At 70.8% G+C, this 26,526-nt stretch carries 26 protein-coding genes; 12 read left to right on the top strand and 14 right to left on the bottom strand.

Annotated elements, in window-relative coordinates:
- The first annotated feature begins 51 nt into the window (after nucleotides 1–51).
- Entirely contained in the window at nucleotides 52–1,257 is a 1,206-nt protein-coding gene (locus ACGFZN_RS13520) for an MFS transporter (RefSeq protein WP_393858613.1), read from the top strand.
- 108 nt (nucleotides 1,258–1,365) lie between these two features.
- Here ACGFZN_RS13520 and ACGFZN_RS13515 read toward each other — a convergent pair whose 3' ends face one another.
- The 4 genes from ACGFZN_RS13515 to ACGFZN_RS13500 form a co-directional block, all read right to left on the bottom strand.
- Entirely contained in the window at nucleotides 1,366–1,842 is a 477-nt protein-coding gene (locus ACGFZN_RS13515; protein ID WP_360155177.1) for a MarR family transcriptional regulator, read from the bottom strand.
- Nucleotides 1,843–1,934: 92 nt separating this feature from the next.
- Nucleotides 1,935–2,735: an AIM24 family protein gene (locus tag ACGFZN_RS13510; protein ID WP_393858976.1), complete on the bottom strand. Its 801-nt coding sequence runs from the start codon at nucleotides 2,733–2,735 to the stop codon at nucleotides 1,935–1,937.
- A 14-nt stretch (nucleotides 2,736–2,749) separates the two neighbouring features.
- Complete coding sequence (locus tag ACGFZN_RS13505) at nucleotides 2,750–3,400, bottom strand: AIM24 family protein (protein ID WP_393858612.1); 651 nt, start codon at nucleotides 3,398–3,400, stop codon at nucleotides 2,750–2,752.
- Between the two features lie 2 nt (nucleotides 3,401–3,402).
- Complete coding sequence (locus ACGFZN_RS13500; protein WP_360155183.1) at nucleotides 3,403–4,035, bottom strand: AIM24 family protein; 633 nt, start codon at nucleotides 4,033–4,035, stop codon at nucleotides 3,403–3,405.
- A 192-nt stretch (nucleotides 4,036–4,227) separates the two neighbouring features.
- Between ACGFZN_RS13500 and ACGFZN_RS13495 the strand changes: the two genes are divergently transcribed.
- The 6 genes from ACGFZN_RS13495 (at nucleotide 4,228) to ACGFZN_RS13470 (ending at nucleotide 8,503) form a co-directional block, all read left to right on the top strand.
- Nucleotides 4,228–4,572, top strand: coding sequence for a DUF3817 domain-containing protein (locus ACGFZN_RS13495; protein ID WP_393858611.1), 345 nt, complete (start codon nucleotides 4,228–4,230; stop codon nucleotides 4,570–4,572).
- A complete protein-coding gene (locus ACGFZN_RS13490) occupies nucleotides 4,569–4,862 on the top strand; it encodes an MTH1187 family thiamine-binding protein (RefSeq protein ID WP_030187368.1) in 294 nt (97 codons plus the stop codon). The genes ACGFZN_RS13495 and ACGFZN_RS13490 overlap by 4 nt, the downstream gene beginning before the upstream one ends.
- Before the next feature lie 91 nt (nucleotides 4,863–4,953).
- Nucleotides 4,954–5,706: a hypothetical protein gene (locus ACGFZN_RS13485; RefSeq protein WP_393858610.1), complete on the top strand. Its 753-nt coding sequence runs from the start codon at nucleotides 4,954–4,956 to the stop codon at nucleotides 5,704–5,706.
- A gap of 72 nt (nucleotides 5,707–5,778) precedes the next feature.
- Complete coding sequence (locus ACGFZN_RS13480) at nucleotides 5,779–6,288, top strand: MarR family transcriptional regulator (RefSeq protein ID WP_360155195.1); 510 nt, start codon at nucleotides 5,779–5,781, stop codon at nucleotides 6,286–6,288.
- A 55-nt stretch (nucleotides 6,289–6,343) separates the two neighbouring features.
- On the top strand, nucleotides 6,344–6,682 hold the full coding sequence (locus tag ACGFZN_RS13475) for a DUF3817 domain-containing protein (protein WP_351216123.1): 339 nt from the start codon (nucleotides 6,344–6,346) through the stop codon (nucleotides 6,680–6,682).
- A 120-nt stretch (nucleotides 6,683–6,802) separates the two neighbouring features.
- The gene (locus ACGFZN_RS13470; protein ID WP_393858609.1) at nucleotides 6,803–8,503 is read left to right on the top strand and encodes a methylmalonyl-CoA mutase; all 1,701 of its coding nucleotides are present in this window, start codon (nucleotides 6,803–6,805) and stop codon (nucleotides 8,501–8,503) included.
- A 157-nt stretch (nucleotides 8,504–8,660) separates the two neighbouring features.
- Here the strand turns inward: ACGFZN_RS13470 and ACGFZN_RS13465 are convergent, their stop codons facing one another.
- Nucleotides 8,661–9,278 (bottom strand): TetR/AcrR family transcriptional regulator, encoded by a 618-nt coding sequence (locus tag ACGFZN_RS13465; protein WP_393858608.1) that lies wholly within the window; start codon nucleotides 9,276–9,278, stop codon nucleotides 8,661–8,663.
- Nucleotides 9,279–9,510: 232 nt separating this feature from the next.
- Here ACGFZN_RS13465 and ACGFZN_RS13460 point away from each other — a divergent pair, with 232 nt between their 5' ends.
- The 4 genes from ACGFZN_RS13460 to ACGFZN_RS13445 all read left to right on the top strand — a co-directional run bounded on the left by ACGFZN_RS13460 (nucleotide 9,511) and on the right by ACGFZN_RS13445 (nucleotide 13,771).
- Nucleotides 9,511–10,479 (top strand): tetratricopeptide repeat protein, encoded by a 969-nt coding sequence (locus ACGFZN_RS13460; protein WP_393858607.1) that lies wholly within the window; start codon nucleotides 9,511–9,513, stop codon nucleotides 10,477–10,479.
- Between the two features lie 625 nt (nucleotides 10,480–11,104).
- Nucleotides 11,105–11,743 carry a DUF6230 family protein gene (locus tag ACGFZN_RS13455; protein WP_393858606.1) on the top strand — a complete coding sequence of 213 codons (639 nt, stop codon included), beginning with the start codon at nucleotides 11,105–11,107 and terminating at the stop codon, nucleotides 11,741–11,743.
- Nucleotides 11,744–11,859: 116 nt separating this feature from the next.
- Nucleotides 11,860–12,399: a DUF6114 domain-containing protein gene (locus ACGFZN_RS13450; protein ID WP_393858605.1), complete on the top strand. Its 540-nt coding sequence runs from the start codon at nucleotides 11,860–11,862 to the stop codon at nucleotides 12,397–12,399.
- On the top strand, nucleotides 12,389–13,771 hold the full coding sequence (locus ACGFZN_RS13445; protein WP_393858604.1) for a hypothetical protein: 1,383 nt from the start codon (nucleotides 12,389–12,391) through the stop codon (nucleotides 13,769–13,771). The genes ACGFZN_RS13450 and ACGFZN_RS13445 overlap by 11 nt, the downstream gene beginning before the upstream one ends.
- A gap of 96 nt (nucleotides 13,772–13,867) precedes the next feature.
- On the opposite strand, the gene pyk is transcribed toward ACGFZN_RS13445, so the two are convergent.
- The 3 genes from pyk to pta form a co-directional block, all read right to left on the bottom strand.
- On the bottom strand, nucleotides 13,868–15,295 hold the full coding sequence (gene pyk, locus ACGFZN_RS13440) for a pyruvate kinase (RefSeq protein WP_393858603.1): 1,428 nt from the start codon (nucleotides 15,293–15,295) through the stop codon (nucleotides 13,868–13,870).
- Between the two features lie 87 nt (nucleotides 15,296–15,382).
- The gene (locus ACGFZN_RS13435; RefSeq protein WP_393858602.1) at nucleotides 15,383–16,591 is read right to left on the bottom strand and encodes an acetate kinase; all 1,209 of its coding nucleotides are present in this window, start codon (nucleotides 16,589–16,591) and stop codon (nucleotides 15,383–15,385) included.
- A 23-nt stretch (nucleotides 16,592–16,614) separates the two neighbouring features.
- Entirely contained in the window at nucleotides 16,615–18,690 is a 2,076-nt protein-coding gene (gene pta, locus ACGFZN_RS13430) for a phosphate acetyltransferase (RefSeq protein WP_393858601.1), read from the bottom strand.
- A 211-nt stretch (nucleotides 18,691–18,901) separates the two neighbouring features.
- On the opposite strand from pta, the gene ACGFZN_RS13425 reads away from it, so the two are divergent.
- On the top strand, nucleotides 18,902–19,927 hold the full coding sequence (locus ACGFZN_RS13425) for an ATP-dependent 6-phosphofructokinase (RefSeq protein ID WP_393858600.1): 1,026 nt from the start codon (nucleotides 18,902–18,904) through the stop codon (nucleotides 19,925–19,927).
- On the opposite strand, the gene ACGFZN_RS13420 is transcribed toward ACGFZN_RS13425, so the two are convergent.
- The 6 genes from ACGFZN_RS13420 to ACGFZN_RS13395 form a co-directional block, all read right to left on the bottom strand.
- Nucleotides 19,924–20,622, bottom strand: coding sequence for a helix-turn-helix domain-containing protein (locus tag ACGFZN_RS13420; RefSeq protein ID WP_393858599.1), 699 nt, complete (start codon nucleotides 20,620–20,622; stop codon nucleotides 19,924–19,926). The genes ACGFZN_RS13425 and ACGFZN_RS13420 overlap by 4 nt on opposite strands.
- Nucleotides 20,623–20,788: 166 nt before the next feature.
- A complete protein-coding gene (locus ACGFZN_RS13415) occupies nucleotides 20,789–21,616 on the bottom strand; it encodes a carbohydrate ABC transporter permease (protein WP_393858598.1) in 828 nt (275 codons plus the stop codon).
- Complete coding sequence (locus ACGFZN_RS13410; protein WP_393858597.1) at nucleotides 21,616–22,479, bottom strand: carbohydrate ABC transporter permease; 864 nt, start codon at nucleotides 22,477–22,479, stop codon at nucleotides 21,616–21,618. The genes ACGFZN_RS13415 and ACGFZN_RS13410 overlap by 1 nt, the downstream gene beginning before the upstream one ends.
- Complete coding sequence (locus ACGFZN_RS13405) at nucleotides 22,476–23,849, bottom strand: extracellular solute-binding protein (RefSeq protein ID WP_393858596.1); 1,374 nt, start codon at nucleotides 23,847–23,849, stop codon at nucleotides 22,476–22,478. The genes ACGFZN_RS13410 and ACGFZN_RS13405 overlap by 4 nt, the downstream gene beginning before the upstream one ends.
- 215 nt (nucleotides 23,850–24,064) lie before the next feature.
- Nucleotides 24,065–24,757 carry a response regulator gene (locus ACGFZN_RS13400; RefSeq protein WP_393858595.1) on the bottom strand — a complete coding sequence of 231 codons (693 nt, stop codon included), beginning with the start codon at nucleotides 24,755–24,757 and terminating at the stop codon, nucleotides 24,065–24,067.
- Complete coding sequence (locus ACGFZN_RS13395) at nucleotides 24,754–26,382, bottom strand: ATP-binding protein (RefSeq protein ID WP_393858594.1); 1,629 nt, start codon at nucleotides 26,380–26,382, stop codon at nucleotides 24,754–24,756. Before ACGFZN_RS13395 ends, ACGFZN_RS13400 begins: the two co-directional genes overlap by 4 nt.
- Between the last annotated feature and the right edge of the window lie 144 nt (nucleotides 26,383–26,526).

Raw genomic sequence — 26,526 nt, 5'->3', positions numbered from 1 at the left:
CCCCGCGTCCCTCGGTGTCCCCTCTCCCGCCTCCCGCAGAGGAACATCCGCATGTCCACGCATGCCCCCGCGCGGCCCTCGTACGCCGCCGTACTGCGCCTGCCGCACGCCCGCCGCACCTTCGCCTCCGCCCTCACCGCCCGTCTGGCCTACGGCACGGTCTCCCTGGCGATGCTGCTGTCCGTCACCCGGTCCACGGGCTCCTACGCCGTCTCCGGCGCCGTGCTGTCCCTGTTCGGCGCCACGACGGTCTTCCTGATGCCGCTGCGCGCCTGGCTGACGGACCGCTGCGGCCCCCGCCGGGCCCTGCCGCCCATGGCCGCGCTGTACGGCGCCCTGCTGGGCATCCTGGCCGCGCTGACCTGGCGCCCCGGGGCGCCGCCGTGGGCGCTCGCCGTCACGGCGGCCCTCGCGGGCGGGTGCGCGCCTCCGCTGGGACCGGCCATGCGTGCCGTCTGGGCCGCACTGGCCCCGGAACCGGCGATGCTGGCCCGCGCCTACGCCCTGGACGGCGTCGCCGAGGAACTGCTGTACGTCTCCGGCCCGGCCCTGGTCGGCGCCCTGACGGTCTTCGCCCCGCCCGCGTCCGGGATCCTGCTCAGCGCGGTCCTGATCGTGGGCGGCACGTGCGTCTTCGCCATCTGCCCGGCGATCCCGGGTCCCCGCCCGGGAGCCCCCGGCAAGCGGCGCGGCACCTTCGCGGGGTTGCTGGTGCCGGTCGCCGTGGTGACCGGGGCGGGACTGGCGCTGAGCGGGGTGGAGCTGCTGGTGACGGCGTTCGTCACGGCACGGTCGTACGGCACCGGGCTGGTGCCCTGGGTGCTGGGCGCGCTGTCCGCGGGCAGCGCGGTCGGCGGTCTGCTCAACGGGGCGGTGCGGTGGCGGGCGCCGGCCCGGGCGCGGCTGTGCGGGTTCGCCGCGGGGCTCGGCCTGGTGATCGCGGTGGCGGGCCTGGCGCCGGGTCTGTGGACCCTGACCGGGGCCATGGCCCTCGCCGGGATGTTCGTCGCCCCCGTCCTGACGACGGCGTACCTCGTGGCCGAGGAGACGGCACCCGACGGAGCCAGCACTCAGGCCGGAGCGTGGGTCAACACGGGCGTGAACGCGGGGAGTTCTGCGGGCGCGATGGCGGCGGGACTGCTGATCGGCCGGATGCCCCTCGCGGTGTGCTTCCTGCTGGCGGGCGGGGCGGCCGTGCTGCCCGCCGCCGCGGGGTGCCGCCGTCGCGGGGAGCGGACGGTGGCGGTGCGGGCCTGAGGCGCCCCGGGCGGCACGGGCGGGCGCCGGGGGCGGCCCCTGCGGCACGGCTCCTTGCCGGAGCCGGTCAGCGACCCGCCCCCGCCCGGCCGCACCGCCCCGGACCGCTCAGGGACGCCCCCGCTGCCCTCGCAGATGCTCGGCGATCGGCTTCAGCGCCTTGTCCAGTTCGTGCAGCGCCTCGGGTGACAGCAGATCGATGAAGTGCCGCCGCACGGAGGCGACGTGGTGGGGTGCCACCTTCTTCATCGTCTCCATGCCGTGCTCGGTCAGCACGGCGTACAGTCCCCGCCGGTCCGACTCGCAGTTCTCACGGCGTACCAGGTTCGCGTTCTCCATCCGCGTGATCTGGTGCGAGAGCCGGCTCTTGGACTGCAGCGTCGCCGAGGCGAGGTCGCTCATCCGCATGCGTACGTCGTCCGACTCGGACAGGTTCACGAGGATCTCGTAGTCGTTCATCGTCAGGCCGAACGGCTGCAGATCCTTCTCCAGCTGGTACGTCAACAGCCTGTTGACCTCCAGGTGGGTGCGCCAGGCGCACTGCTCCGCATCGGTCAGCCAGCGCGTGGCCGTCTCGGTCTCCATGAATGAAGTCTACCTAAGAAGTTGAATGGCGAACTACTTTGGATGGTGTGACTGTGCGCACGCGTTCGATGTCACACTCCGCAGACTACCGCTCACAGCCCGAAGCGACGCTGGAGGTCCCCCAGCTGTCCGGGAAGGCGCGGTGCGCCCGACGGTTGCGGACCGTGTCCGCCCGGACCCCCAGCGCCACCCCCGGGCACCCCCGGCTCGGACGGGACGACCCCCGTGGCCGTCTCCCCCATGAGGGTCTCCGAGGACTGCAGCAGGACCGTCCCGGCGCCCACGAACTCGAACTGGTGCTCCTCCCCGGATACCCCGCCCAGGCCCGTCATCGCACGTAGACCGCCCAGTACACCCGTCAGATACCCGTGGTCGTAGTGATGGCAGGGTGACGGGCAGTCGGCCCACCCGACGAGCGCCTGAGGGTCGACCCGGATCGGAGGTTCCATGAACACCACCGGTCCGTTAGATGCGGCCACAAACTTTCCGGTTCCGATAAGGGTCAGAAAACCCGGCACGATCGACTGCTTCAGCGACAGACTTGGCTGAAAAGCGAGCAGGTTGCCCGCGCGAATGGTCAAGTTCCCGTCGTCCAGGTCGTACGAATTGACGTCGAAGGCCCGGTCGGCGAGCAGCATCTTGCCCGAGCCCGACGCCACCACCCAGTCGCTCGCGTGCAGTGGCGAATGGAACGACGTGCGGACAAGTCGGTCCAATCGGCCGTGTCCGATGCCGTTGAACTCGATCGCCCCGTAGTAGGCGATCATCTTCCCCTTCTGCAGGAACCACTGCCCGCTCTTGAGCTCGACGCAGAACGTGTACTTGTTCACGTTGTCGTCGGCGGGCAGGGTCATCGGGTCGTACACCACCGGGCCGCCCGGGGTGCCGTACATGCCTGCGTGCGCGCTCACAGCTTCTCCTCCGAGGCCTGGACGAACACCGTGCCGTTGCCGCTCAGCTCCAGCTGGAAGGCCTCGCCGGAGCCGCGGCCCACCATCTCGCGCCAGCCGAGCGCGGCGGACAGCCTGTTGCGCACGTCGCCGTGGTGGGCGACGTAGGCCTGGGGGTCGACGTGGACCGGGCGCTGGGGGGTGACCGGGATCTCGAAGACGCCGCCGTGCGCCATCACGGCCACCGCGCCCTGGCCCTGGAGCGTGGTCGTGAACAGGCCCTGCCCGGTGACCTGGCCCCGGACCAGACCCATCACCCCGCCCTGCGAGCCCATGAACATCGTGCCCTGGCGCAGCGTCCCCTCGAAGGCGAGCAGACGGTCGGCCTCCACGTAGAGGGTGTCGCCGGTGAGGTGGATCACGTGGACGTGGTGGCCGCCGTGCCCGAAGAAGACCGTGCCGCTGCCCTCCACGGTCATCAGCGGGGTCGCCTCGCCCGCCACCCGCCGCCCGATCATGGACATCAGGCCGCCCTGGCCGCCCTGGACGTTCGGCGTGAAGGACACGTCCCCCTTGTAGGCGAGCATCGCCCCGCGCTGGCTGAACAGCCGCTGCCCGTGCACCACCGTCGCCTCGACCATCTTGGAGTTGATCTCGCGGAACGCCATGGCTACAGATCCCCCGCGATCGTGTTCCGCTCGCTCGGCTGCACGTACACCAGACCGTCCCCCTCGAAGCGGATCTGGAAGGCCTCGCCGCCGCCCTCCCCGAAGAACGTGCGGAACGTCACGCCCGACTGGAAGGACTGCCGGACATTCCCCTGGTGCGCGACATAGGCGCCCGGGTCGACGATCAGCGGGTACTGCGGACTGACCCGGAGCACCACCGCCGGCCCGTCGGACAGGATCGCCGCCTGCCCGTGCCCCTCGACGGTCGTCGTGAACAGGCCGTTGCCCTGCGAGGCGCCGCGCAGCCCCGTGAACGTCGTGCCCGTGCGCAGCCCCGCGTCCGTGACGAGCAGGTTGCTCGACTCCACGTACAGCTTGTCGCCCTGGAGGCTCACGAGGTTGATCTCGGTCGCCCGGTCCGCGAACCAGCAGGTGCCGTGCCCCTTCACCTCCATCACCGTCATCTGCTCGCCGGTGAGCCGGCGGGTCACCATCCCGCGCAGCCCCTCCCCGCCGCCGCTCAGCTTCTTGAAGCTCATCTGCCCGTCGTACGCGACCATCGAGCCGTTCTTCGCCTTCACGGCGTCCCCGGTCATGTCGACGGCGAGCACCTTGCTGCCCTGGAGTCGGAACATCGCCACGCAGTGAAAGTAGCGGCGCGACGGGTGGACGGAACAGGGCCTCCGGGTGGACACCGACCCTGAGCGGACCCCCAGGGCCGCCGTTTGCCACAATGGGGACGCTTGTGCGTGTGTTCACAAACTGCAGCCCGCCCCCGACGGACCGTAACCGCAGACCGTCGCGAGAACTCCCACCGAAGGTGATCCGTGGACATCAAGACCGCCACCGCCCTCCGCCGCCTCCGCCTGGTCTCGGCCCCGGAGGCCGTGTCCTTCCTGATCCTGCTCGTCTGCTCGGTGCTGAAGCGGACCACCGACTTCAACGCGGTCCCCGTCATGGGCGCGGTCCACGGCGTGCTGTTCATCCTGTACGTGATCTTCTGGGCGGACGCCTGGAACCGCGCCAAGTGGCCGCTGAGGACGGGCCTGCTGTACTTCGTCCTCTCCGTGCTGCCCACCGGCGGCTTCTTCGCCGAGCGCAAGCTCAAGCGCGCCGCCGAGGACGAGGTCATCGCCGCCCGCGCCCGCAAGGAAGGGGTCGTCAACGCATGATCGTCGCCTTCTCCGTGACGCCCCTCGGCGTCGGCGAGGACGTGGGGGAGTACGTCGCCGACGCCGTCCGCGTGGTCCGCGAGTCCGGACTGCCCAACCGCACCGACGCCATGTTCACCTCCGTCGAGGGCGAGTGGGACGAGGTCATGGACGTCGTCAGGCGCGCCGTCGCCGCCGTGGAGGCCCGCGCGCCGCGCGTCTCGCTCGTCCTCAAGGCCGACATCCGGCCCGGCGTGACGGACGGGCTCACCTCCAAGGTCGAGACCGTCGAACGGCATCTGGCGGGGTGACGGGCCCCTTTTGAGCGGCCGCCGGGGCAGGTGTACGTTCCCCTCCTGATCATCCGGGCGATCGCCCGGCTTGACGTTCTGGGGGAACACCATGCGTCTCTACCGGGAGACACACATACGCGCCGGCCTCGACGAGCTGTGGGCGCACACCCAGGACCCCGTGACACGCCTGCGCTGGGACCTCCGCTTCCGGTCGGTCGAGCCCCTGCCCGCCGCGGCGGGCGGGCCGCGCCGCTTCACCTGCGCCTGGCGCGTGCTGCCGCTGCTCACCGTGCCCGCCGCCGGCGTCGCGGCCGGCGAGCGCGACCGCCCGGACGGCACGCGCGTGTGCGCCCTGCGCTTCTCCTCCCGCCATCCGCTCTCCCCGGTCGCCGAGGCGAGCGCCTACTGGCGCTACGTGCCCGACGCGCAGGGCGTACGGCTGCTCACCGGGTACGAGTACCGCCCCCGCGGGGGCGCCTTCGGCGCGGTCGCCGACCGGGTGCTGCTGCGGCCGCTGACGGGCTGGGCGACGGCGTGGTCCTTCGACCGGCTCCGGCTGTGGCTGGAGCGGGGGATCACGCCCGAGCGCTCCCTGCTCAACTGGATCCTCGAACTGACCGTCCGCGCGCTCGTCCTCGCCGCCTGCCTGACCGGCCTGGCCCTGCACCCCCTGCTCGGCCTCGGCGGCCCCTTCGCGGACGCCATGGCCTTCCTGTGTCCGCTGACGCTGGTGGTCGCCGGCTCGCTCGCCCTCTTCACGGCCCCGCTGCCCGTGACCCCCGCCGCCCGCCGCTGCCCGCGCTCACCGGCCACCCGGTCCCGGCCCCCGTGCGTACTGCGCCGCCTGGAGGCGTACGGGTGAGCCGAAAGGCGGGGCGACCGACAGACGAGACGGGGCTGACCGGCATATGACCGGCCGGTAGGGTCTGATGACGTGCCGAAGCCACTCAGCCTTCCCTTCGACCCCATCGCCCGCGCCGACGAGCTCTGGAAGCAGCGCTGGGGAAACGTGCCGCCCATGGCCGCGATCACCTCGATCATGCGGGCCCAGCAGATCCTGCTCGCCGAGGTGGACGCGGTGGTCAAGCCGTACGGACTGACGTTCGCGCGGTACGAGGCGCTGGTGCTGCTGACCTTCTCCAAGGCCGGCGAGCTGCCCATGTCCAAGATCGGCGAGCGGCTGATGGTGCATCCCACGTCCGTGACGAACACCGTGGACCGGCTGGTCAGGTCCGGGCTGGTCGCCAAGCGGCCCAACCCCAACGACGGCCGCGGCACCCTCGCAGTCATCACCGACAAGGGCCGCGAGGTGGTCGACGCGGCCACCCGGGACCTGATGGCGATGGACTTCGGGCTCGGGGTGTACGACGCCGAGGAGTGCGCGGAGATCTTCGCGATGCTCCGCCCGCTGCGGGTCGCGGCGGGCGATTTCGAGGAGGACTGAGCCCAGCGGCCACCCCGGGCAAGATCTCCCGGAACGGGTGGTTACGCTCGACTGCATGAAGAAGAGCGTGCTGACCCGCTACCGCGTCATGGCCTACACCACCGGTGTCCTGCTGGTGCTGCTGTGCCTGAGCATGATCGCGAAGTACGGGCTGGACATCAGCGGCGCGGCCGACGTGACCCGGGTCGTCGCCATCGCCCACGGCTGGCTGTACGTCGTCTACCTCGTCGTCGCCTTCGACCTGGGCTCGAAGACGAAGATGCCGATCGGCAAGCAGCTGTGGGTGCTGCTGGCGGGGACGATTCCCACCGCCGCCTTCTTCGTCGAGCGCAGGATCAGCCGCGAGCTGGAGGCCAAGGTCGCCGACCAGGCCCCAGCCGTCGCCAAGGCGTAGTCCGCACCGCCGTACGGACGCCGTGCGGCGGGCCCCGCGCCCGCCGTGTGGCCCGGCCCACCCCATCGGACGGCGGTCTGCCATCGACATTTACTAGGACGTCCAAGTAAATTCGATGGTATGGACGCTCACGCCATCGAGGAGGGCCGCCGCCGCTGGCAGGCCCGCTACGACGCCGCACGCAAGCGCGACGCAGACTTCACCACGCTCTCCGGCGACCCCGTGGAGCCGGTGTACGGGCCCCGACCGGGCGACACGTACCAGGGATTCGAGCGGATCGGCTGGCCGGGGGAGTACCCCTTCACGCGCGGGCTCCATCCGACCGGCTACCGCGGGCGCACCTGGACGATCCGGCAGTTCGCCGGGTTCGGCAACGCCGAGCAGACCAACGAGCGGTACAAGATGATCCTCGCCGCCGGCGGCGGGGGCCTGTCCGTGGCCTTCGACATGCCGACGCTCATGGGGCGCGACTCCGACGACCCCCGCTCGCTCGGCGAGGTCGGCCACTGCGGCGTCGCCATCGACTCCGCCGCCGACATGGAGGTCCTGTTCAAGGACATCCCGCTGGGCGACGTGACGACGTCCATGACCATCAGCGGTCCGGCCGTCCCCGTCTTCTGCATGTACCTGGTCGCCGCCGAGCGGCAGGGCGTGGACCCGTCGGTGCTCAACGGCACGCTCCAGACCGACATCTTCAAGGAGTACATCGCGCAGAAGGAGTGGCTGTTCCAGCCCGAGCCCCATCTGCGCCTGATCGGCGACCTCATGGAGTACTGCGCCGCCGGCATCCCCGCCTACAAGCCGCTGTCCGTGTCCGGCTACCACATCCGCGAGGCGGGTGCGACGGCCGCGCAGGAGCTGGCGTACACGCTGGCGGACGGCTTCGGGTACGTCGAACTGGGGCTCAGCCGCGGCCTGGACGTGGACGTCTTCGCCCCGGGCCTGTCCTTCTTCTTCGACGCGCACGTCGACTTCTTCGAGGAGATCGCCAAGTTCCGTGCCGCGCGCCGCATCTGGGCGCGCTGGATGCGCGACGTGTACGGCGCGCGGAGCGACAAGGCGCAGTGGCTGCGCTTCCACACGCAGACCGCCGGTGTGTCGCTGACGGCCCAGCAGCCGTACAACAACGTCGTCCGTACGGCCGTGGAGGCGCTGGCGGCCGTGCTCGGCGGGACCAACTCGCTGCACACCAACGCCCTCGACGAGACCCTCGCGCTGCCCAGCGAGCAGGCCGCGGAGATCGCGCTGCGCACCCAGCAGGTGCTGATGGAGGAGACCGGCGTCGCCAACGTGGCGGACCCGCTGGGCGGTTCGTGGTACGTCGAGCAGCTGACGGACCGGATCGAGGCCGACGCGGAGAAGATCTTCGAGCAGATCAAGGAGCGGGGCCTGCGGGCCCACCCGGACGGACAGCACCCCATCGGGCCGATCACCTCCGGGATCCTGCGCGGGATCGAGGACGGCTGGTTCACCGGCGAGATCGCCGAGTCCGCGTTCCGCTACCAGCAGGCGCTGGAGAAGGGCGACAAGAAGGTCGTCGGCGTCAACGTCCACACCGGTTCGGTCACCGGGGACCTGGAGATCCTGCGGGTCAGCCACGAGGTGGAGCGCGAGCAGGTGCGGGTGCTGGCCGAGCGGAAGGCCGCCCGGGACGACGCGGCCGTGCGCGCCGCGCTCGACGGCATGCTGGCGGCCGCCCGCGACGGCTCCAACATGATCGAGCCGATGCTCGAGGCCGTACGGGCCGAGGCGACGCTGGGCGAGATCTGCGGGGTGCTGCGCGACGAGTGGGGCGTCTACACGGAGCCCGCGGGCTTCTAGGGCCTGCCGTCAGACTCCCGCCGTCCGCCCGGAGGGCGGGCCTCGCGCCCGCTGCGAAGCAGCTGATGCATGCCGTGGGTGCGTGCTCTGGGGGTCCCCGGCCGGAGGCTGGGGGAGGGAGTCTGACGACAGGGCCCTGGGGCCTGCCCGAGGCGGCTCAGGCGGACGAGGCCAGTCCCTGCAGCAGGACCCGGGTGAAGTCGCGCACCCACTCCTCGTCCGCCGGTTTGCCGCTCACCAGGGTGCGGTGGACCACCGCGCCCGCCACCACGTCGAAGATCAGCTCCACCGTGCGGGCGGCCTCCTCCGGCTCGGGCACCGGGGGCAGTTCGCCGCGGCTCTCGGCGCGGGCGCGGCCCTGCAGGACCAGGCGCATCTGGCGTTCCACGATGGAGCGGCGGATGCGCTCGCGCAGCGCGTCGTCGCGGGTGGACTCGGCGACCACCGCCATCAGGCCACTCTTCGCCTCCGGGCGCGCCAGGATCGCCGCGAACTGCAGCACCACGCCCTCGATGTCCGCGGCCAGGCTGCCCCGGTCCGGAAGCTCCAGTTCGTCGAAGAGCTCCGCCACCGCGTCGCACACCAGCTCGTGCTTGCCGGCCCAGCGGCGGTACAGCGTCGTCTTCGCGACCCCGGCGCGGGTCGCCACGTCTCCCAGGGTGAGCTTGGACCAGCCGAGCTCCACCAGAGCCTGCCTGGTCGCGGCCAGGATCGCGGCGTCCGCGGCGGCGCTGCGCGGGCGCCCGGTACGGCTGGCGGGAGTGCGGCTCTGCATCCCTCGACCATAACCGGCGGGATCTGTGCGGTCGTGAGGGAGATCACCGGGTACTGGTGTCGTGCGGGACCCCGATGGCATTACGCTACGACTCGTAGCGAAAGCGTGGGCCGGCTCGTGCCGGACGTACACGAGGCGTGCGCACGCGAGGACATGGGGGCGCGGGTGGGGACCCGGGCGCCCGCTGCACGGTGTTTTTCATTTCGACGCGGTAACGGGGGAGGATAGACGCATGCAGCCACGGAACATGTCCATGAGCGGCGTCGTCGACCTCGCCGCGGTGAAGGCGGCCCAGGACGCCAAGGCCAAGGCCGAGCAGGCGCGCGCCGAGGCCGCCCGGCAGGGCGGCACGGGGGCCGTCGCCCCGGCCGATCTCGTCATCGACGTCGATGAGGCGGGCTTCGAGCGCGATGTGCTCCAGCGGTCCGCCGAAGTCCCGGTCGTCATCGACTTCTGGGCCGAGTGGTGTCAGCCCTGCAAGCAGCTGAGCCCGGTCCTGGAGCGGCTGGCCGTCGAGTACGACGGGCGCTTCCTCCTCGCCAAGATCGACGTCGACGCCAACCAGATGCTGATGCAGCAGTTCGGGATCCAGGGCATCCCGGCCGTGTTCGCCGTCGTGGCCGGACAGGCGCTGCCGCTGTTCCAGGGCGCGGCCCCCGAGCAGCAGATCCGGCAGACCCTGGACCAGCTGGTGCAGGTGGCCGAGCAGCGGTTCGGCATCACGGGCCTGACCGTCGACCCGGACGCGCAGGCCGGCGCCGGCGCGGCCGTCGAGCAGGCGGGGCCGTACGACGCGGCGCTGAACGCGGCCGCCCAGGCCCTGGACGCCGGCGACCTGGGCGGCGCCATCCAGGCGTACAAGAACGTGCTGGCCGACGACCCGGGCCACCCCGAGGCCAAACTGGGCCTGGCCCAGGCCGAGTTGCTCCAGCGGGTGCAGGGCTTCGACCCCCAGAAGGTCCGCCGGGAGGCGGCCGAGAAGCCCAAGGACGTCGAGGCGCAGATCGCCGCCGCCGATCTGGACCTGGTGGGCGGCCATGTCGAGGACGCCTTCGGCCGGCTGATCGAGACCGTGCAGCGTACGGCGGGTGACGACCGGGACGCGGTGCGGCGCCGGCTGCTGGAGCTGTTCGAGGTCGTGGGTCCCGAGGATCCGCGTGTGGTGGGCGCGCGAAGGGCGCTCGCGCGCGCCCTGTTCTGACCAGTCGCTAAACGCCACGGCTTGTGATGCCGGGGTGAAAGGTTTGCCGACGAGTCGTCACGGAGGCGGCTCTTTGCCAAATCTTGGTAATCGTGCGAACTGTTACTGCGAGTAAGTCGAGGCCGTTGGTCTGTCTGGATTCGTCCAGGGATCAACGGCTTTGCTCTGCCCCCGATTGCCACCGAGCGTCGCGCTCCGAGACCGCTCGGTCGTCCTGCGGTTATCCGGCCGTTACTAGCCAGTAACGAACCCCCTTGTGCCCGGCGCGAGAATGCACCACGATCGGCGACGCTCGGTCCATTCCCGCACCCCGGCAGCCGGTCGGGTCACGGGAGACTCTGGGTCCCCACCGAGCAGAGCCGGCGGCAGTGGCGCCGGGTCTAGGGCAGGGGGGTCTTCGTCCACTCGGCGAAGCCTGTCCAAGCAAGGTTGTGCGTGATGCGTGTCAGGCGCGACCAGTGGTTGTCGCTCGGGGGTGATCGCCGGTGATTCGGGCGCGGTTCGCGCCACCGAGCGCGGGCGCTCTCCTTCCCGAGGACGTAGCACTTCTCCCATCCCTGCCTGGTCGAGCCGCCGACTGGTGGCCGGCCCGGGCCAGGAGATGTACGTCCGAGAAGGAGGAAATATGGAGTCCCAGGTGCGTGGCGGGACCAGATGGAAGCGGTTCGCTGTGGTCATGGTGCCCAGCGTCGCCGCGACGGCCGCGATAGGTGTCGCCCTCGCGCAGGGCGCTCTGGCCGCTTCGTTCAGCGTCTCCGGTCAGTCGTTCAAGGTGTCCGCCGACCAGCTCGTGGGCACCGGCTTCGAGCAGTACGGCGCCATCGACAGCGGTTACACGCTGGACGGGCAGAAGACGGCTCACCCGGTGGCCGTCTCGGCGTTCAAGCACGCCGAGATCACCAACCTGTGCCAGTCCGTGGTCACCCCTGACGTGCCGATCTTCGGCAGCGTCAGCCTGATCCTGCGGGCCGGCGGTGCGGGTCACGACAAGGTCGAGGCCGACAACATCTACATCGATGTCGCCGACCTGAACGCCGACGCGACGTTCAACAACATCGACATCGGTGTTGCCGCCAAGGACGCCGGCAAGGGTCCGGGCATGAAGGGCGGCGGCGAGCAGGCCAACCCGTACGGCTTCGCCCAGCAGGCCGATTCGGCCACGCTGAGCGGTGTCAAGCAGACGGCCTGGGCGACCACAGCGGGTACCTTCAAGCTCAGTGGTCTGCACATGTCGCTGTCGACGGGTTCGCACGAGTGCTACTGAGCACCAGGTGAGGGGCGGGGGAGCCGGTGGCGCCCCCGCCCGTCCACTCTCCGGCCGTGTTTCACACGCGCCACACATCACCACCACAGCAACGCCGCACCAGGGAGCTGTTTTCCATGAGCGCCGAGACCTCTGCCGCCGCACCCGGCCAGTTCACCCGCCGGAGGCTGCAGTTCCGCGCCTGGCGGGGCACGCGTCCGTTCTGGGCCGGACTGTTCGTCATCCTCGGCGGCTTTCCGATCATGTACTTCCCGTACGCCCACCTCCAGCTCGGCCATCTCACGCTGGCGATGGCGACCACCGCGGGAGCCGGGTCCCTGATCATCGGCGTGCTGCTGATCGTCCTGGGCATCAGCCTCTGGTTCCAGAAGCACGTACGGGTCTTCGCCGGAGTGGCCGCGATCCTGCTCGCGCTGGTGTCCATCCCCGTGTCCAACTTCGGCGGCTTCGTCCTGGGCTTCCTCTTCGCCCTCATCGGCGGGGCGATGGCCGTGGCGTGGGCCCCCGGCGGGCCGGCGGAGCAGCCGCCGGCCGAGGCCGGTGCCCCGCAGGCCGCCGGGCTGCCCGACAAGCGCCTGGACGGCGGGCACGAGGCGAACGACCTGTCAGGAACGAGCCCGGCCAACGGGGCGAACGGGAGGCACAGTGCCGGCTGACGAGGTGACCCGCGGGACCGATGTGGACGGGTCCCGTGCGAGATCCGGTCCCCGCCACGCGGCGCCCAGAAAGCCGCTGTTCACCAGGTTCCACATGCCGGCCGGCAAGGCGATCGCCTCCGTGGCGATGCCGACGGCGGTGCTGATGGGCATGGGCTTCACGTCCTCCCTGGCCCTCGCGGCCGGCGGCGGCAGCCCGTCCCCGTCGACCACCGCCAAGAGCCTGACGGCGGACGAGTACAAGGACTGCGTCAAGGCGCTGGACAGTTCCAAGGACGCCTCCGCCTCGCCCTCGCCGTCCGCCTCCAAGAGCGGTGACACGGCCACGCCGTCGCCCTCGGCGAGCGCCGGCGCCAAGGACTCGAAGGACTCCACGGACTCCAAGGACACGAAGTCCGGTGGTACGGGCACGGCCTCTTCGCCGGATTCAGGTTCCGGCGACAAGTCCACGCCCACGCCGACCGCGACCTCCGGCTCGTCCGGCTCGGGCTCGTCGTCGGGTTCCGGCGACGGCTCGGCCACGCCCTCGCCGACCGCGTCCAAGAGCAGCGGCGGTCTGCTGGGCACCCTCGGCGACACGCTCGGCGGCATCCTGGGCGGCGGCAAGGACTCCGGCGGCTCCTCCACGAGCCCGACGCCGTCCGCGACCCCCTCGGCGAGCGCGTCGTCGGACTCCTCGTCCGGTTCCTCGTCCGCGTCGGACTCGTCGTCCTCCGGCTCCAAGCTCACCGACACGGTGAACGACACCGTCTCCAAGACCACCAAGACGGTCGGCGACACGGTGAAGAAGACCACCGACACGGTCTCCAAGACGGCCTCGGACGCCGCCAAGGCCGTCAAGGACACGGCCGCGTCGGCCACCCCGAGCCCGTCGGCGAGCTCCAGCGCCTCGGCGCAGGACTGCCCGGCGGCCACCACCGACGAGGGCGGCGTCGACAACAAGGTGCCGGTGGCGGACGACCCGTGGTACCTGAGCGCCAGCTCGCTGCTGCTCAAGGGCGCCGACTACCAGGGCATCGTGGAGGTGAAGACGGCCTCCGGCACCACCAAGAAGGTGCTGAAGTACGTCATCTCCGACGGCACGGACATCGGCGACCTGCACCAGACGGTGAACGACAAGCTCTCCGGCAAGACCTACCACGTGCAGGCGGCCAAGGGCTCGACGTCCACGATCCGGGGCGGCGCCACCACGATGTACACCGAGAGCATCTCGGGCAACCTCTTCGGCCTGATCCCGATGACGTTCACGCCCGACAGCCCGCCCCCGCTGAACCTCCCGCTGATCTACTTCACCAACGTCCACGTGGTGCAGGCGGCGCAGTTCGGCGGCAACCTGCACGTGCCCGGCATGCACGTGTACACGACCGACTGACCGGCCTCGCAAAGCCCGTTCGGGAGCCGCACACAGCTGAGGGCGCCCCCTGCTCCAGGGGGCGCCCTCAGTGCCGTACGAGACCTTGCGGGGCCGTCAGCCGGCCTGCGTGCCCAGATGGTGCACGCGCAGCATGTTGGTGGTGCCGGGGACGCCGGGGGGCGAGCCGGCGGTGATGATGACCGTGTCGCCCGCGTCGAAGCGGTGCAGCTTGGCGATCTCCTGGTCGACGAGGTCGACCATCTCGTCCGTGGTGTTCACGAACGGCACGACGTGCGGCTCCACGCCCCAGCTCAGGGTGAGCTGGTTGCGGGTGCCCTCGTCGGTGGTGAACGCGATGATCGGCTGGACCGCGCGGTAGCGGGAGAGGCGGCGCGCGGTGTCACCGGACTGGGTGAACGCGATCAGGCCCCGGCCGCCGAGGAAGTCGGCGATCTCGCAGGCCGCGCGGGCCACCGAACCGCCCTGGGTGCGCGGCTTCTTGCCCGGCACCAGCGGCTGCAGGCCCTTGGAGAGCAGTTCCTGCTCGGCGGCGGCCACGATCTTCGACATGGTCTTGACCGTCTCGACCGGGTAGGCGCCCACCGACGACTCGGCGCTCAGCATGACCGCGTCGGCGCCGTCCAGGATCGCGTTGGCCACGTCGGAGGCCTCGGCGCGGGTCGGACGGGAGTTGGTGATCATCGACTCCATCATCTGGGTCGCCACGATCACCGGCTTGGCGTTGCGCCGGCACAGCTCGATCAGGCGCTTCTGCACCATGGGGACCTTCTCGAGCGGGTACTCGACGGCGAGGTCGCCGCGGGCGACCATCACGCCGTCGAACGCCATCACGACGTCCTCCATGTTCTCCACCGCCTGCGGCTTCTCCACCTTGGCGATGACGGGGACCCGGCGGCCCTCCTCGTCCATGACGCGGTGCACGTCCTGGATGTCCTTGGCGTCCCGGACGAAGGACAGCGCGACCAGGTCGCAGCCCATGCGGAGGGCGAAGCGCAGGTCCTCGACGTCCTTCTCGCTCAGCGCGGGCACGTTGACGGCCGTGCCGGGCAGGTTGATGCCCTTGTGGTCGGAGACGACACCGCCCTCGATGACGATCGTCCTCACCCGGGGGCCCTCGACGTCCAGCACCTTCAGCTCGACGTTGCCGTCGTTGATCAGGACCTGGTCGCCCTTGTCGACGTCGCCCGGCAGACCCTTGTACGTCGTGCCGCAGATGTGCTTGTCGCCCGGGACGTCCTCGGTGGTGATGACGAACTCGTCACCGCGCTCGAGTTCGACCGGACCCTCGGCGAAGGTCTCCAGGCGGATCTTCGGGCCCTGCAGGTCGGCGAGGACGCCGATGGGCCGGCCGGTCTCCTTGGAGGCGGCCCGGACGCGGTCGTACCGCGCCTGGTGCTCGGCGTGGGAGCCGTGGCTGAAGTTGAACCGGGCCACGTTCATGCCCGCCTCGATCATGGCGACGAGCATCTCGTGGGAGTCGACCGCGGGGCCGAGAGTACAGACGATTTTCGAACGGCGCATGGGGCGATCCTATCGGTTTGTTTCGCTACGGAATATTCCGTCTGGCGGAAGATACAAATGAGTGGCGCACCGCTCAGGTGCTGCTATTCAGTTGTTCTTTCCGACCAGTGCGTAGGTCTGCGTCGCGATCTCCAGTTCTTCATCCGTCGGCACCACAGCGACCGCGACACGCGCATCGTCGGGGGAGATCAGTCTGGCCTCGTCCGCTCGCAGCGCGTTCCGGTCCGGGTCGACCGCCAGCCCGAGCCCCGTGAGGCCCGCGATCGCCGCCTCCCGCACGGGCGCCGCGTTCTCGCCGACGCCGGCCGTGAAGGCGACCGCGTCCACCGTCCCGAGCACGGCGTAATAGGCGCCGATGTACTTCTTGATCCGGTGAATGTAAATGTCGAACGCGAGAGCGGCCTGTTCGTCGCCCTCGTCGATCCGGCGGCGGATCTCCCGCATGTCGTTGTCGCCGCACAGACCGAACAAACCGCTCCTCTTGTTGAGAAGAGTGTCGATCTCGTCCATGGACATATCCCCAACCCGGGCCAAATGGAAGATGACGGCCGGATCCACATCACCGGAGCGCGTACCCATCACCAGTCCCTCCAAAGGCGTCAGCCCCATGGAGGTGTCCACGCAGCGGCCGCGCTCCACCGCCGACGCCGATGCGCCGTTGCCCAGGTGCAGCACGATCACGTTGACCTCGGACGGGTCCTTGCCCAGCAGCCGCGCGGTCCGGCGCGAGACGTAGGCGTGCGAGGTGCCGTGGAAGCCGTAGCGGCGGATGCGGTACCGGTCGGCGATCTTCGGGTCGATCGCGTAGCGCGCCGCCGACTCGGGCATCGTCGTGTGGAAGGCCGTGTCGAACACGGCGACCTGGGGCAGGTCGGGGCGCAGCCCCTGGGCGGTGCGGATGCCGGTCAGGTTGGCCGGGTTGTGCAGCGGGGCCACCGGGATCAGCCGCTCGATCTCGGTGAGCACCGCGTCGTCGACGACGGTCGGCTCGGTGAAGAACATGCCGCCGTGCACCACCCGGTGCCCGATCGCGGCCAGTTCCGGCGAGTCGAGGCCGAGGCCGTCCCGGCTCAGCTCCTCGGCGACGGCCTTCAGCGCGGCGTCGTGGTCGGCGATCGGCCCGGTCTGCTCGCGGGTGTCGCCGGTGGCGAGGCAGGTGTGCTTCAGCCGGGAGGTCTGCTCGCCGATGCGCTCGACCAGGCCGACGGCGAGCCGGCTTTCGTCGCGCATGTCGAGCAGCTGGTACTTCACCGACGAGGAGCCGGAGTTGAGGACGAGGACACGGGTCGCGGTCACGGTGATGGGGAAGCTCTCTGTACTCAGTGGGCGGGCGTCTGGGCCTGGATCGCCGTGATGGCGACGGTGTTGACGATGTCCTGGACCAGCGCGCCCCGGGACAGGTCGTTGACCGGCTTGCGCAGACCCTGCAGGACCGGTCCGACGGCGATCGCGCCGGCCGAGCGCTGCACCGCCTTGTAGGTGTTGTTGCCGGTGTTCAGGTCGGGGAAGATCAGCACGCTGGCCTGCCCCGCGACCTGCGAGCCGGGCAGCTTGGTGGCGGCCACGGACGGCTCCACGGCCGCGTCGTACTGGATCGGCCCCTCTATCTTCAGGTCCGGGCGGCGCGCGCGGGCCAGCTCGGTGGCCTCGCGCACCTTCTCGACGTCGGCGCCCGAACCGGAGGTGCCCGTGGAGTACGACAGCATCGCGATCCTCGGCTCCACCCCGAACTGCGCCGCCGTGCTCGCCGACTGGATGGCGATGTCCGCGAGCGCCTGCGCGTCCGGGTCGGGGTTGACCGCGCAGTCGCCGTAGACCAGCACCTTGTCGGCCAGGCACATGAAGAAGACGGACGAGACGATCGACGACTCGGGCCTGGTCTTGATGATCTCGAAGGCGGGCCGGATGGTGGCGGCCGTGGAGTGCACCGACCCGGACACCATGCCGTCGGCCAGGCCCTCCTGGACCATCAGGGTGCCGAAGTAGTTGACGTCCGAGACGACGTCGTAGGCCAGCTCCACCGTGACGCCCTTGTGGGCGCGCAACGCCGCGTACTTCTCGGCGAAGGAGTCGCGCAGCTCGCTGGTGGCGGGGTCGATCAGCCGGGTGTCGCCCAGGTCGATGCCGAGGTCGGCGGCCTTCTTGCGGATCTGGTCCTCGGGGCCCAGCAGGGTCAGGTCGCACACGCCCCGGCGCAGCAGCACCTCGGCCGCGTGCAGCACCCGCTCCTCGGTGCCCTCCGGCAGGACCACCCGGCGCTTGTCGGCGCGGGCCTGCTCCAGCAGCTTGTGCTCGAACATCATCGGGGTGACCCGGTCGGTGCTGGGGGCGCTCACCCGCGCGGCCAGCCCCGCGGTGTCGGCGTACCGCTCGAACAGGCCGAGCGCGGTCTCCGCCTTGCGCGGGGTGGCCGCGTTCAGCTTGCCCTCCAGCGAGAACAGCCGCTCGGCGGTGGGGAAGGAGTTGCCGGTCACCGACAGGACCGGGGTGCCCGGGGCGAGCCGGGCGGCCAGGGTGAGGATCTCCTCGCTCGGCACCTCGTTCAGGGTCAGCAGCACGCCGGCGATCGGCGGGGTGCCGGCGCTGTGCGCGGCCAGCGAGCCGACGACCAGGTCGGCGCGGTCGCCCGGGGTCACCACCAGACAGCCGGGGGTCAGGGCGGTGAGCAGGTTGGGCAGCATCGCGCCGCCGAAGACGAAGCCGAGGGCGTCGCGGGCGAGCCCGGAGTCGTCGCCGAGCAGCACCTTGGCGTCCAGGGCCTGGGCGATCTGGGAGACGGTCGGCGCGGACAGCGCGGGCTCGTCGGGGACGACGTAGCAGGGCACCGGCAGCCGGTCCGCGAGCCTCCTGGCGATCTCGTCGCGGTCCTCGCGGGCCACCCGGTTGGTGACCATCGCCAGCACGTCGCAGCCCAGTCCGTCGTACGCCCGGTAGGCGTTGCGGGTCTCGGCGAGCACCGCCTCGGTGCTCTGCCCGCGGCCGCCGACCACCGGGATCACCGAGGCGGCGAACTCGTTGGCGAGGCGGGCGTTCAGGGACAGCTCGTCCGGCAGCTGGGTGTCGGCGAAGTCGGTGCCGAGGACGAGGACGACGTCGTAGTCGCGCGCCACCAGGTGGAAGCGGTCGACCAGCGCGGACACCAGCTCGTCGGTGCCCTGCTCGGCCTGGAGCGCGGACGCCTCCCGGTAGTCCATGCCGTAGACGGTGGCCGGGTCCTGCGACAGGCGGTACCGGGCCCGCAACAGCTCGAACAGCCGGTCGGGGCCGTCGTGCACGAGCGGACGGAACACGCCCACCCGGTCGACCTGCCGGGTCAGGAGCTCCATGATCCCCAGCTCCACGACCTGGCGGCCGTCACCGCGGTCGATCCCGGTCACGTACACGCTGCGCGTCACGCGTCCCACTCCGTTCCTCGTGTCATCGGCCTGGTCTGTCCCGAAGGTCCCGTTCTTCGGCATAAAAATCGCCCACCAAGGTGAGCAGAACCCTCTTGACAATACCCCCGCCGCCGGATAAGGCGCCCGTCAAGTCACTCACCGCCCCGGTGGACGTGAAAGAATCGACAGCGGCTCACCGGTACCCACAGCGAGCAGGAGACACAGCACGATGCGCATCGGAGTTCTCACCGCAGGCGGCGACTGCCCCGGCCTGAACGCCGTGATCCGGTCGGTCGTGCACCGGGCGGTCGCGCAGTACGGCGACGAGGTCATCGGCTTCGAGGACGGCTACCGGGGTCTGCTCGACCGGCACTACCGCACCCTCGACCTGGACGCGGTCAGCGGCATCCTGGCGCGCGGCGGCACCATCCTCGGCTCCTCCCGGCTCCAGCGCGACCGGCTGCGCGAGGCCTGCGAGGGCGCCGCCGACATGGTCGAGGAGTTCGGCATCGACGCGCTGATCCCGATCGGCGGCGAGGGCACGCTGACCGCGGCCCGCATGCTCTCCGACGCGGGCCTGCCGGTCGTCGGCGTCCCGAAGACCATCGACAACGACATCTCCTCCACCGACCGCACCTTCGGCTTCGACACGGCGGTCGGCGTCGCCACCGAGGCGATGGACCGGCTGAAGACCACCGCCGAGTCCCACCAGCGCGTGATGGTCGTCGAGGTCATGGGCCGGCACGCCGGCTGGATCGCCCTGGAGTCCGGCATGGCCGCCGGCGCCCACGGCATCTGCCTGCCCGAGCGCCCCTTCGACCCCGCCGACCTGGTCAAGATGGTCGAGGAGCGGTTCGCCCGCGGCAAGAAGTTCGCCGTCATCTGCGTCGCCGAGGGCGCCCACCCGGCCGAGGGCACCATGGACTACGGCAAGGGCGAGATCGACCAGTACGGCCACGAGCGCTTCCAGGGCATCGGCACCGCCCTCGCCTACGAACTGGAGCGGCGCCTGGGCAAGGAGGCCAAGCCGGTCATCCTCGGCCACGTCCAGCGCGGCGGCGTCCCCACCGCCTACGACCGCGTCCTCGCCACCCGCTTCGGCTGGCACGCCGTCGAGGCCGCGCACCGCGGCGAGTTCGGCCACATGACCGCGCTGCGCGGCACCGACATCGTGATGGTGCCGCTCGCGGAGGCGGTCACCGAGCTGAAGACGGTCCCGAAGGACCGCATGGACGAGGCCGAGTCCGTCTTCTAGACCGACTGGTCCGTCCTGTCCCGCACCGCCGTCCAGAAGTTCTCCACGATCCGGTCGAGGAACTCCTTGCCGGACTCGCTGGCGCTCCTGCTGCCGCCGCCCCAGCTGAGGGTGGCGGCCATGTGCCCCTGGTAGTCGTCGTAGAGCTGCTGCAGCACTCCCTCGACGACGGCCGCGTCCAGGGGCACCATCCTGCGCACCGGGCGCACGTACGCCTGCCAGCGGGTGGTCACCGCGCTGTGCAGCAGGTCGGCGAGCTTCGTCTCGCGGCCGGTGACGGCGACGAAGTCGGGCAGCGCCAGATCCAGGACCCGGGCGAGCGCGGCCGACTGGCGCTCGTTGCCCCGCCACTGCCCGCTCTCCTCCATGCGCAGATAGCCGCGCAGATCCATCCCGACGGCGCGGGCGACGTCCTCCGCCGCGACGGCCCGCGCGACCCGGTGCTCGCGCAGGGTCTGCGGCCGGCCGAGGAGTTCACCCGGGGAACACCACAACACCCCGGCCAGTGCGGTCAGTTCCGGGTGGCTGGGGGTGACGCTGCCGCGTTCCCAGGCGATCACCAGATCGGGGGTCACATAGGGCAGTCCGTACGAGGCACGCAGGCCGTAGGCGACGTGCTCGGGTCCCATGCCGAGCGCGGCGCGCAGCCTGCGGGCCGCCGGAGCGTTGAAGGGGGGAGCTGAGGGTTGGCGCACCCCGCACAAGCTAGGCGGGCCGTGACGGGATGGCTACGGTCGGTTCGGACAGGATCACGGATTGTCGGAATGCACAGTTCCGGCCGTTCGGTATGCAACGGACGCATCACCCTTGCGGCGCGTCCCTTGACCGCCTCTTCCGCGCCCGCCCCCGACCGCCTCCCGCTCACCCCTTGACCGCCCCGCCGAGGGCGAAGCCGCCGCCGAGCCGCCGCGCCACCAGCACGTACAGCAGGATCACCGGAGTCGAGTAGATGACGGAGAACGCGGCGAGCTGGCCGTACGCCACCATGCCCCGGTTGCCGAAGAAGTCGTTGATGCTGACCGAGGCCGGCATCTGGTCCGGGGTGAGCAGCAGCATGAACGGGACGAAGAAGTTCCCCCACATCATCACGAACGAGAACACCGTGACGACCGCGACCCCCGGGCCCATCAGCGGCAGCACGATCCGCACCAGGGACTGCGCCGAGGACGCCCCGTCCGTCCAGGCCGCCTCCTCCAGCTCCTTCGGCACCCCGTCCATGAAGTTCTTCATCAGCCAGATGGCGAAGGGAAGTTGGGAGGCCGCGAAGAACAGGATGGTGCCCTGCAGGGTGTCGATCAGGTTCACCCGCACGAACAGCGCGTACACCGGCACCATGATCGCGGTGATCGGCAGGCTCGTCGCGAACAGGATCGTCAGCAGGAACGGCCGGTTGAGCCGGGACCGGAACCGGGAGAGCGGGTAGGCGGCGAGGGCCGCGCAGGCGACGGTCAGCGCGGTGGCGCCGCCGCACAGGATCAGGCTGTTGAGCAGCGGGGTGTAGGTGATGTCCGGGGTGAGGATCGCGTCGAAGTTGCCGAGGGTGACACCGTCCGGGATCCGCACCCGCAGGTCCGCGTGCGGATCGACGGAGGACAGCACCACCCAGGCGAGGGGCAGCGCGAAGGCGGCGGCGACCAGCAGCAAGGCCGCGTCTGCCGCGAGCCGCCGGGAGGTGCGTGCGCGGGCCATCAGACCTCCGTCCGCAGCAGCCTGAGATACACCACGGAGAACAGGGCGCCGACGACCAGCAGGAGCAGGGCGACCGCGGTGCCGTACCCGATCATGCTGTTCTGGAAGGCCTGCTCGTACATGAACAGCGGCAGGGTCTGGCTCTTGTTCCCGGGGCCGCCCCGGGTCATCACCCAGATCAGCCCGAAGACGGACAGCGTCTGGAGGGTGTTGAGCATGAGGTTGGTGCCGATGGACCGCCGGATCATCGGCAGGGTGATGTGCCACATCCGCCGCCAGCCGCCGGCCCCGTCCACCTCGGCGGCCTCCGTGATCTCCGCCGGTATCTCGTCCAGCGCGGCGGAGTAGACGAGCATCGAGAACGCCGTGCCGCGCCAGACGTTGGCGAAGGACACCGCCAGGATGGGAAGCGTGAACAGCCAGTTCTGACGCGGCAGATGGAGCCAGTCCAGGATCGCGTTCAGCGTGCCCTCGCGCCGGAAGAACGCGTACAGCAGAAACCCGGCGACCACCTCCGGCAGCACCCAGGCGGTGACGACGATCCCGCCGGTGAGCGTGCGCACCGGTTTCGACGCCCGTTGCATCAGCGCGGCCAGCGCGAGCCCCAGGGTGTTCTGCCCGACGAGCGAGGACAGCACGGTGAACACCAGGGTCAGCCATACCGCGTTCAGGAACGCGTCGTCGTGGAAGGCCCGCCGGAAGTTGGCGAACCCCACGAACGACGCGTGCGCCTGGCCGGTCAGCTGCAGGTCGGTGAAGGCGATGTAGGCGCAGTAGGCGATCGGACCGGCCAGGAACAGCAGGATCAGCACCACGGCCGGGCCGAGGGGCAGGGTCCGGGTGATCCCGCGCCGGGCGTTCACCTGCGGACCACTTGGCCGCCGGTGACGTCCTTGAGCGTCGAGTCGTAGGTGCTCGCCGCCTGCTGCGCGGACGCGTCGCCCGTGGTGACGCTCTCCATGGCCTCCTGGATGGCCGTCGACACCTTCGGGTACGCCGGGTACGCGGGCCGGTAGTGGGTGCTGGAGACCAGGTCGGTGAAGAACTTGATGCCGGGCTGGGCGGTGGCGTACGACGGGTCGGCGGCGACGTCCTTGCGGACCGAGATGCCGGAGTTGGCGATGTACCACTTCTTGGCGTTCGCCTCGGTCTGCAGGGTCCTGATGAAGTCGAAGGCGAGGTCGGGATGGGCGGCCTTGGCCGGGACGGCCCAGGTCCAGCCGCCCGACATGCTCACCTTGCCGGGCGCCTGCCCGTTCTGGGTGGGCATGTACGCCAGCCCCAGCTGCTTGGACCAGTCGGGCCACTCGTGCCCGCTGCCCGGCAGCCAGGCCTGCGGCAGCCAGGAGCCGTCGAGGTCGATGCCGAGCTTGCCCTGGGGGAGCAGCTCGCCGTTGACGGCGGTGGCGAAGTTGGGGTCGAGGGCGTCGGACACGTCCGGGCCCAGCTTCTCCTTGTAGACGGTCTCGACGAACTTCAGCGAGTCCGTGAAGCCCTGGCTCCCCGCGATCCACTTCTTGCTGCCGCTGTCGTACAGGGGATCGCTCCTGCCGTCACCGGTGCCGTACAGCAGCATCTCCATGCCCTGCATCGTGGCCCGCTCGCCCGCCGGCTTGCCGGTGTAGACGTTGAGCGGGGTGACACCGGGGACCTTCCGCTTGACGGTGCGGGCGGCGGCGAGGACGTCGTTCCAGTTCCTCGGCTGCCAGTCCGTCGGCAGCCCGGCCTTCTTGAACACCCGCTTGTCGAACCACAGTCCGCGGGTGTCGGTCCCGTCCGGAACGCCGTACGTCTTCCCGTCCTGGCCCTGGGCGGCGGCCTTCGCGGTGCCGATGAACTGCTTCCAGTCCGGCCACTTGGCCAGATACGCGTCCAGCGGCTTCAAGTACCCGCTGGTGATGTCGGAGTTGATGAGGAAGGTGTCCTCGTAGACCAGGTCCGGCGCGGTCCTCGGGGAGCGCAGCATCTGCTGGAGCTTGGTGTAGTACTCGGAGTCCGGGGCCTTGATGGGCACGAACTGGACCTTCTTGCCCGGGTACTTCTTCTCGAAGTCCTTCTTGATCCCGGCGAGATAGGTGTCCATCACCTTGACCGAGTTGTCGGTCGACTGCTTGTAGGAGACCTTCACGGTGTTCGGATCGCTGCCGGAGCCCGAGCCGCACGCGGTGAGCGCGCTTGCGGCGAGAGCGGCGGTCAGGAGGGCGGAGAGGGCGGCGGTGGGGCGCACGGGCATGACCTCCTGCGGGCGCACGTGGGGGTGGCCTTGGGTGGTTGCCGTGTGAAGGTAAGAGGAGTGGTCTAGTCAGGTCAATGCGTGTGCGCGGGATTGCACGATGCGCCGGCCCCAACGGCCCTTCCCGTTCCCTGGGGCTGTGCGCCGCCGGGGCCTACGACCGCGCGGGACGCGGCGCCGCCGGTGTGCCGGCACCGGGACCGGGCCCGCGGTCCTCACCGCCCCTGCGACACCCACCGGTACACCAGCTCGGGGCGGCCCACCTGTCCGTACAGCGGGCTGCGGGCGGCTCGGGACGTGTCCACCAGGTGCTCCAGGTAGCGGCGGGCGGTGATCCGCGAGATGCCCACGGTCTCGGCGACGCCGGCCGCGGTGAGTCCGCCGCCGGCGTCCCGCAGCGCGGTCGTCACCCGCTCCAGCGTGGGCGCGCTCAGGCCCTTGGGGAGGGCCGCGGGGGAGGGGGCGCGCAGGGTGGCCAGCGCCCGGTCCACCTCGTCCTGGCCGCTCGCCTCGCCCGCCGCCGCGTGGAACTCGGCGTAGCGGACCAGACGGTCCCGGAGGGTGGCGAAGGTGAAGGGTTTCAGGACGTACTGGACGACGCCCAGGGACACCCCCTCCCGGACCACCGCCAGATCCCGCGCCGACGTCACCGCTATCACGTCCGCGTGATGGCCGGCCGCGCGCAGGGAGCGGGCCAGCTGCAGGCCGTGCACGTCCGGCAGGTGCAGGTCGAGCAGCAGGAGGTCGACGGGCGTACGGTCCAGGAAGCGCCGCGCCTCCGCGCCCGAGTGCGCCTTGCCGACCGCGACGAATCCCGGCACCCGGCCGACGTACATCACGTGCGCGTCGGCGGCCACCGGGTCGTCCTCGACCACCAGGACGCGAATGGGCTGCCGTTCGTCCGTCATCTGCGTCCGCCCGCGGCCGTACGCAGCGGCAACCGCACCTCGAACACCGCTCCGCCCTCGCCGTCCTCGTCCGACTCCGCCACCGTCAGCACGCCCTCGTGGCGGGTCACCGCCTGCCGGACCAGGGCCAGCCCGAGCCCCCGTCCGCCGGGCCCGGCCGGCTTCGTGGAGAACCCCCGCTGGAATACCAGGCCGGCATGGGCCGGGTCGAGGCCGGGGCCCGAGTCGGACACCCGCAGCACCACCTCGCCGTCCGCGGCGTACGCCGTCACCGTCACCCGCGCCCGGACGCTGCCCTGCGCCGCGTCCACCGCGTTGTCGATCAGGTTGCCGAGAATGGTGACGAGGTCCCGCGCGGACAGGTCGTCCGGGAGCAGGCCGTCGTCGAGGCGGCTGTCCGGGGACACCACCAGCTCCACGCCCCGCTCGTTGGCCTGGGCCGTCTTGCCCAGCAGCAGGGCCGCCAGCACCGGTTCGCTCACCGCCGCGACCACCTGGTCGGTGAGGGCCTGGGCCAGCTCCAGTTCCGCCGTGGCGAACTCCACCGCCTCCTCGGCCCGGCCCAGCTCGATCAGCGACACCACCGTGTGCAGCCGGTTCGCGGCCTCGTGCGCCTGGGAGCGCAGCGCCTGGGTGAAGCCCCGCTCCGAGTCCAACTCGCCCATCAGGGACTGCAGTTCGGTCACGTCGCGCAACGTCACCACCGTGCCGCGGCGCTCTCCGCCCGACACCGGGGAGGTGTTCACCACCAGGACGCGGGAGGAGGTCAGGTGCACCTCGTCCACCCGGGGTTCGGAGGACAGCAGCGCGCCGGTCAGCGGGGCGGGCAGGCCCAGGCCGGCGACCGAGCGGCCGACCACGTCCTCCTCGCTGCCGACGCCCAGCAGCTCGCGGCCGCCGTCGTTGATGAGGGCCACCCTGAACTGCCCGTCCAGCATCAGCAGGCCCTCGCGGACCGCGTGCAGCGCCGCCTGGTGGTAGTCGTGCATCCGGCTCAGCTCGGTGGCGTTCATGCCGTGGGTGTGGCGGCGCAGCCGCGCGTTGATCACATAGGTGCCGACCGCGCCCAGCAGCAGGGTGGCGCCGGCCACCCCGAGCAGCGCGGTGACCTGGTCCTGGACCCGGGCGCTGATCTCCTCCACCTTGATGCCGGCGCTGACCAGGCCGATGACGTGGCCGTTCTCCTCGATCGGGGTCACCGCGCGGACGGAGGGGCCGAGGGTGCCGGTGTAGGTCTCGGTGAAGGTGCGGCCGTGCAGCGCGGGGCCGATACGGCCGAGGAAGCGTTTGCCGATCTGGTTCCGGTCGGGGTGGGTCCAGCGGATGCCCGCCGGGTTCATGATCGTGACGAAGTCCACGTCCGCGTCCCGCATGACCGTGAGCGCGTACGGCTCCAGGGCACCCGTGGGATCGGGGGTGTGGATCGCGGAGCGGACCGAGGGGGCGTCCGCGATCGACCGGGCCACCGCCGTGACCTGCCGGACCGCCGCGTCCTGGGCCTGCCGCCGGTCGCCGACGTAGGTGAACAGCGCGTACCCGGCCACGACCACCGCTATCAGCACGGCCTGCATGGCGAACAGCTGGCCCGCGAGGCTGCGGGGCCGGGGGAGGGACGGGAAGCGCATGTCAGCAGTGTGCCTCCCCGGTCGATCGTGAACTAAATGAACGGAAGGGTGACCGCCCTCACAGGGCGGGAGATAGTCACGGCATTCCCCGAACAGAGCCCGGACGTGAGCCGCACGCCGGTTGTTCACCGACGAAGACGTCAA

Source organism: Streptomyces sp. NPDC048192 (assembly GCF_043202415.1).
Classification (GTDB): Bacteria; Actinomycetota; Actinomycetes; order Streptomycetales; family Streptomycetaceae; genus Streptomyces.
The sequence above is the reverse complement of the archived record's forward strand: the minus strand, read 5'-3'. Positions and strand labels throughout refer to the sequence as shown.

Excerpts from the sequence above, each read along its gene's own strand:
- ACGFZN_RS13520 (WP_393858613.1), top strand. The coding sequence starts at position 52 with ATGTCCACGCATGCCCCCGCGCGGCCCTCGTACGCCGCCGTACTGCGC.
- ACGFZN_RS13515 (WP_360155177.1), bottom strand. The coding sequence starts at position 1,842 with ATGGAGACCGAGACGGCCACGCGCTGGCTGACCGATGCGGAGCAGTGC.
- ACGFZN_RS13510 (WP_393858976.1), bottom strand. The coding sequence starts at position 2,735 with ATGTACGGCACCCCGGGCGGCCCGGTGGTGTACGACCCGATGACCCTG.
- ACGFZN_RS13505 (WP_393858612.1), bottom strand. The coding sequence starts at position 3,400 with ATGGCGTTCCGCGAGATCAACTCCAAGATGGTCGAGGCGACGGTGGTG.
- ACGFZN_RS13500 (WP_360155183.1), bottom strand. The coding sequence starts at position 4,035 with ATGTTCCGACTCCAGGGCAGCAAGGTGCTCGCCGTCGACATGACCGGG.
- ACGFZN_RS13490 (WP_030187368.1), top strand. The coding sequence starts at position 4,569 with ATGATCGTCGCCTTCTCCGTGACGCCCCTCGGCGTCGGCGAGGACGTG.
- ACGFZN_RS13485 (WP_393858610.1), top strand. The coding sequence starts at position 4,954 with ATGCGTCTCTACCGGGAGACACACATACGCGCCGGCCTCGACGAGCTG.
- ACGFZN_RS13475 (WP_351216123.1), top strand. The coding sequence starts at position 6,344 with ATGAAGAAGAGCGTGCTGACCCGCTACCGCGTCATGGCCTACACCACC.
- ACGFZN_RS13470 (WP_393858609.1), top strand. The coding sequence starts at position 6,803 with ATGGACGCTCACGCCATCGAGGAGGGCCGCCGCCGCTGGCAGGCCCGC.
- ACGFZN_RS13465 (WP_393858608.1), bottom strand. The coding sequence starts at position 9,278 with ATGCAGAGCCGCACTCCCGCCAGCCGTACCGGGCGCCCGCGCAGCGCC.
- ACGFZN_RS13460 (WP_393858607.1), top strand. The coding sequence starts at position 9,511 with ATGCAGCCACGGAACATGTCCATGAGCGGCGTCGTCGACCTCGCCGCG.
- ACGFZN_RS13455 (WP_393858606.1), top strand. The coding sequence starts at position 11,105 with ATGGAGTCCCAGGTGCGTGGCGGGACCAGATGGAAGCGGTTCGCTGTG.
- ACGFZN_RS13450 (WP_393858605.1), top strand. The coding sequence starts at position 11,860 with ATGAGCGCCGAGACCTCTGCCGCCGCACCCGGCCAGTTCACCCGCCGG.
- pyk (WP_393858603.1), bottom strand. The coding sequence starts at position 15,295 with ATGCGCCGTTCGAAAATCGTCTGTACTCTCGGCCCCGCGGTCGACTCC.
- ACGFZN_RS13425 (WP_393858600.1), top strand. The coding sequence starts at position 18,902 with ATGCGCATCGGAGTTCTCACCGCAGGCGGCGACTGCCCCGGCCTGAAC.
- ACGFZN_RS13415 (WP_393858598.1), bottom strand. The coding sequence starts at position 21,616 with ATGGCCCGCGCACGCACCTCCCGGCGGCTCGCGGCAGACGCGGCCTTG.
- ACGFZN_RS13405 (WP_393858596.1), bottom strand. The coding sequence starts at position 23,849 with ATGCCCGTGCGCCCCACCGCCGCCCTCTCCGCCCTCCTGACCGCCGCT.
- ACGFZN_RS13400 (WP_393858595.1), bottom strand. The coding sequence starts at position 24,757 with ATGACGGACGAACGGCAGCCCATTCGCGTCCTGGTGGTCGAGGACGAC.
- ACGFZN_RS13395 (WP_393858594.1), bottom strand. The coding sequence starts at position 26,382 with ATGCGCTTCCCGTCCCTCCCCCGGCCCCGCAGCCTCGCGGGCCAGCTG.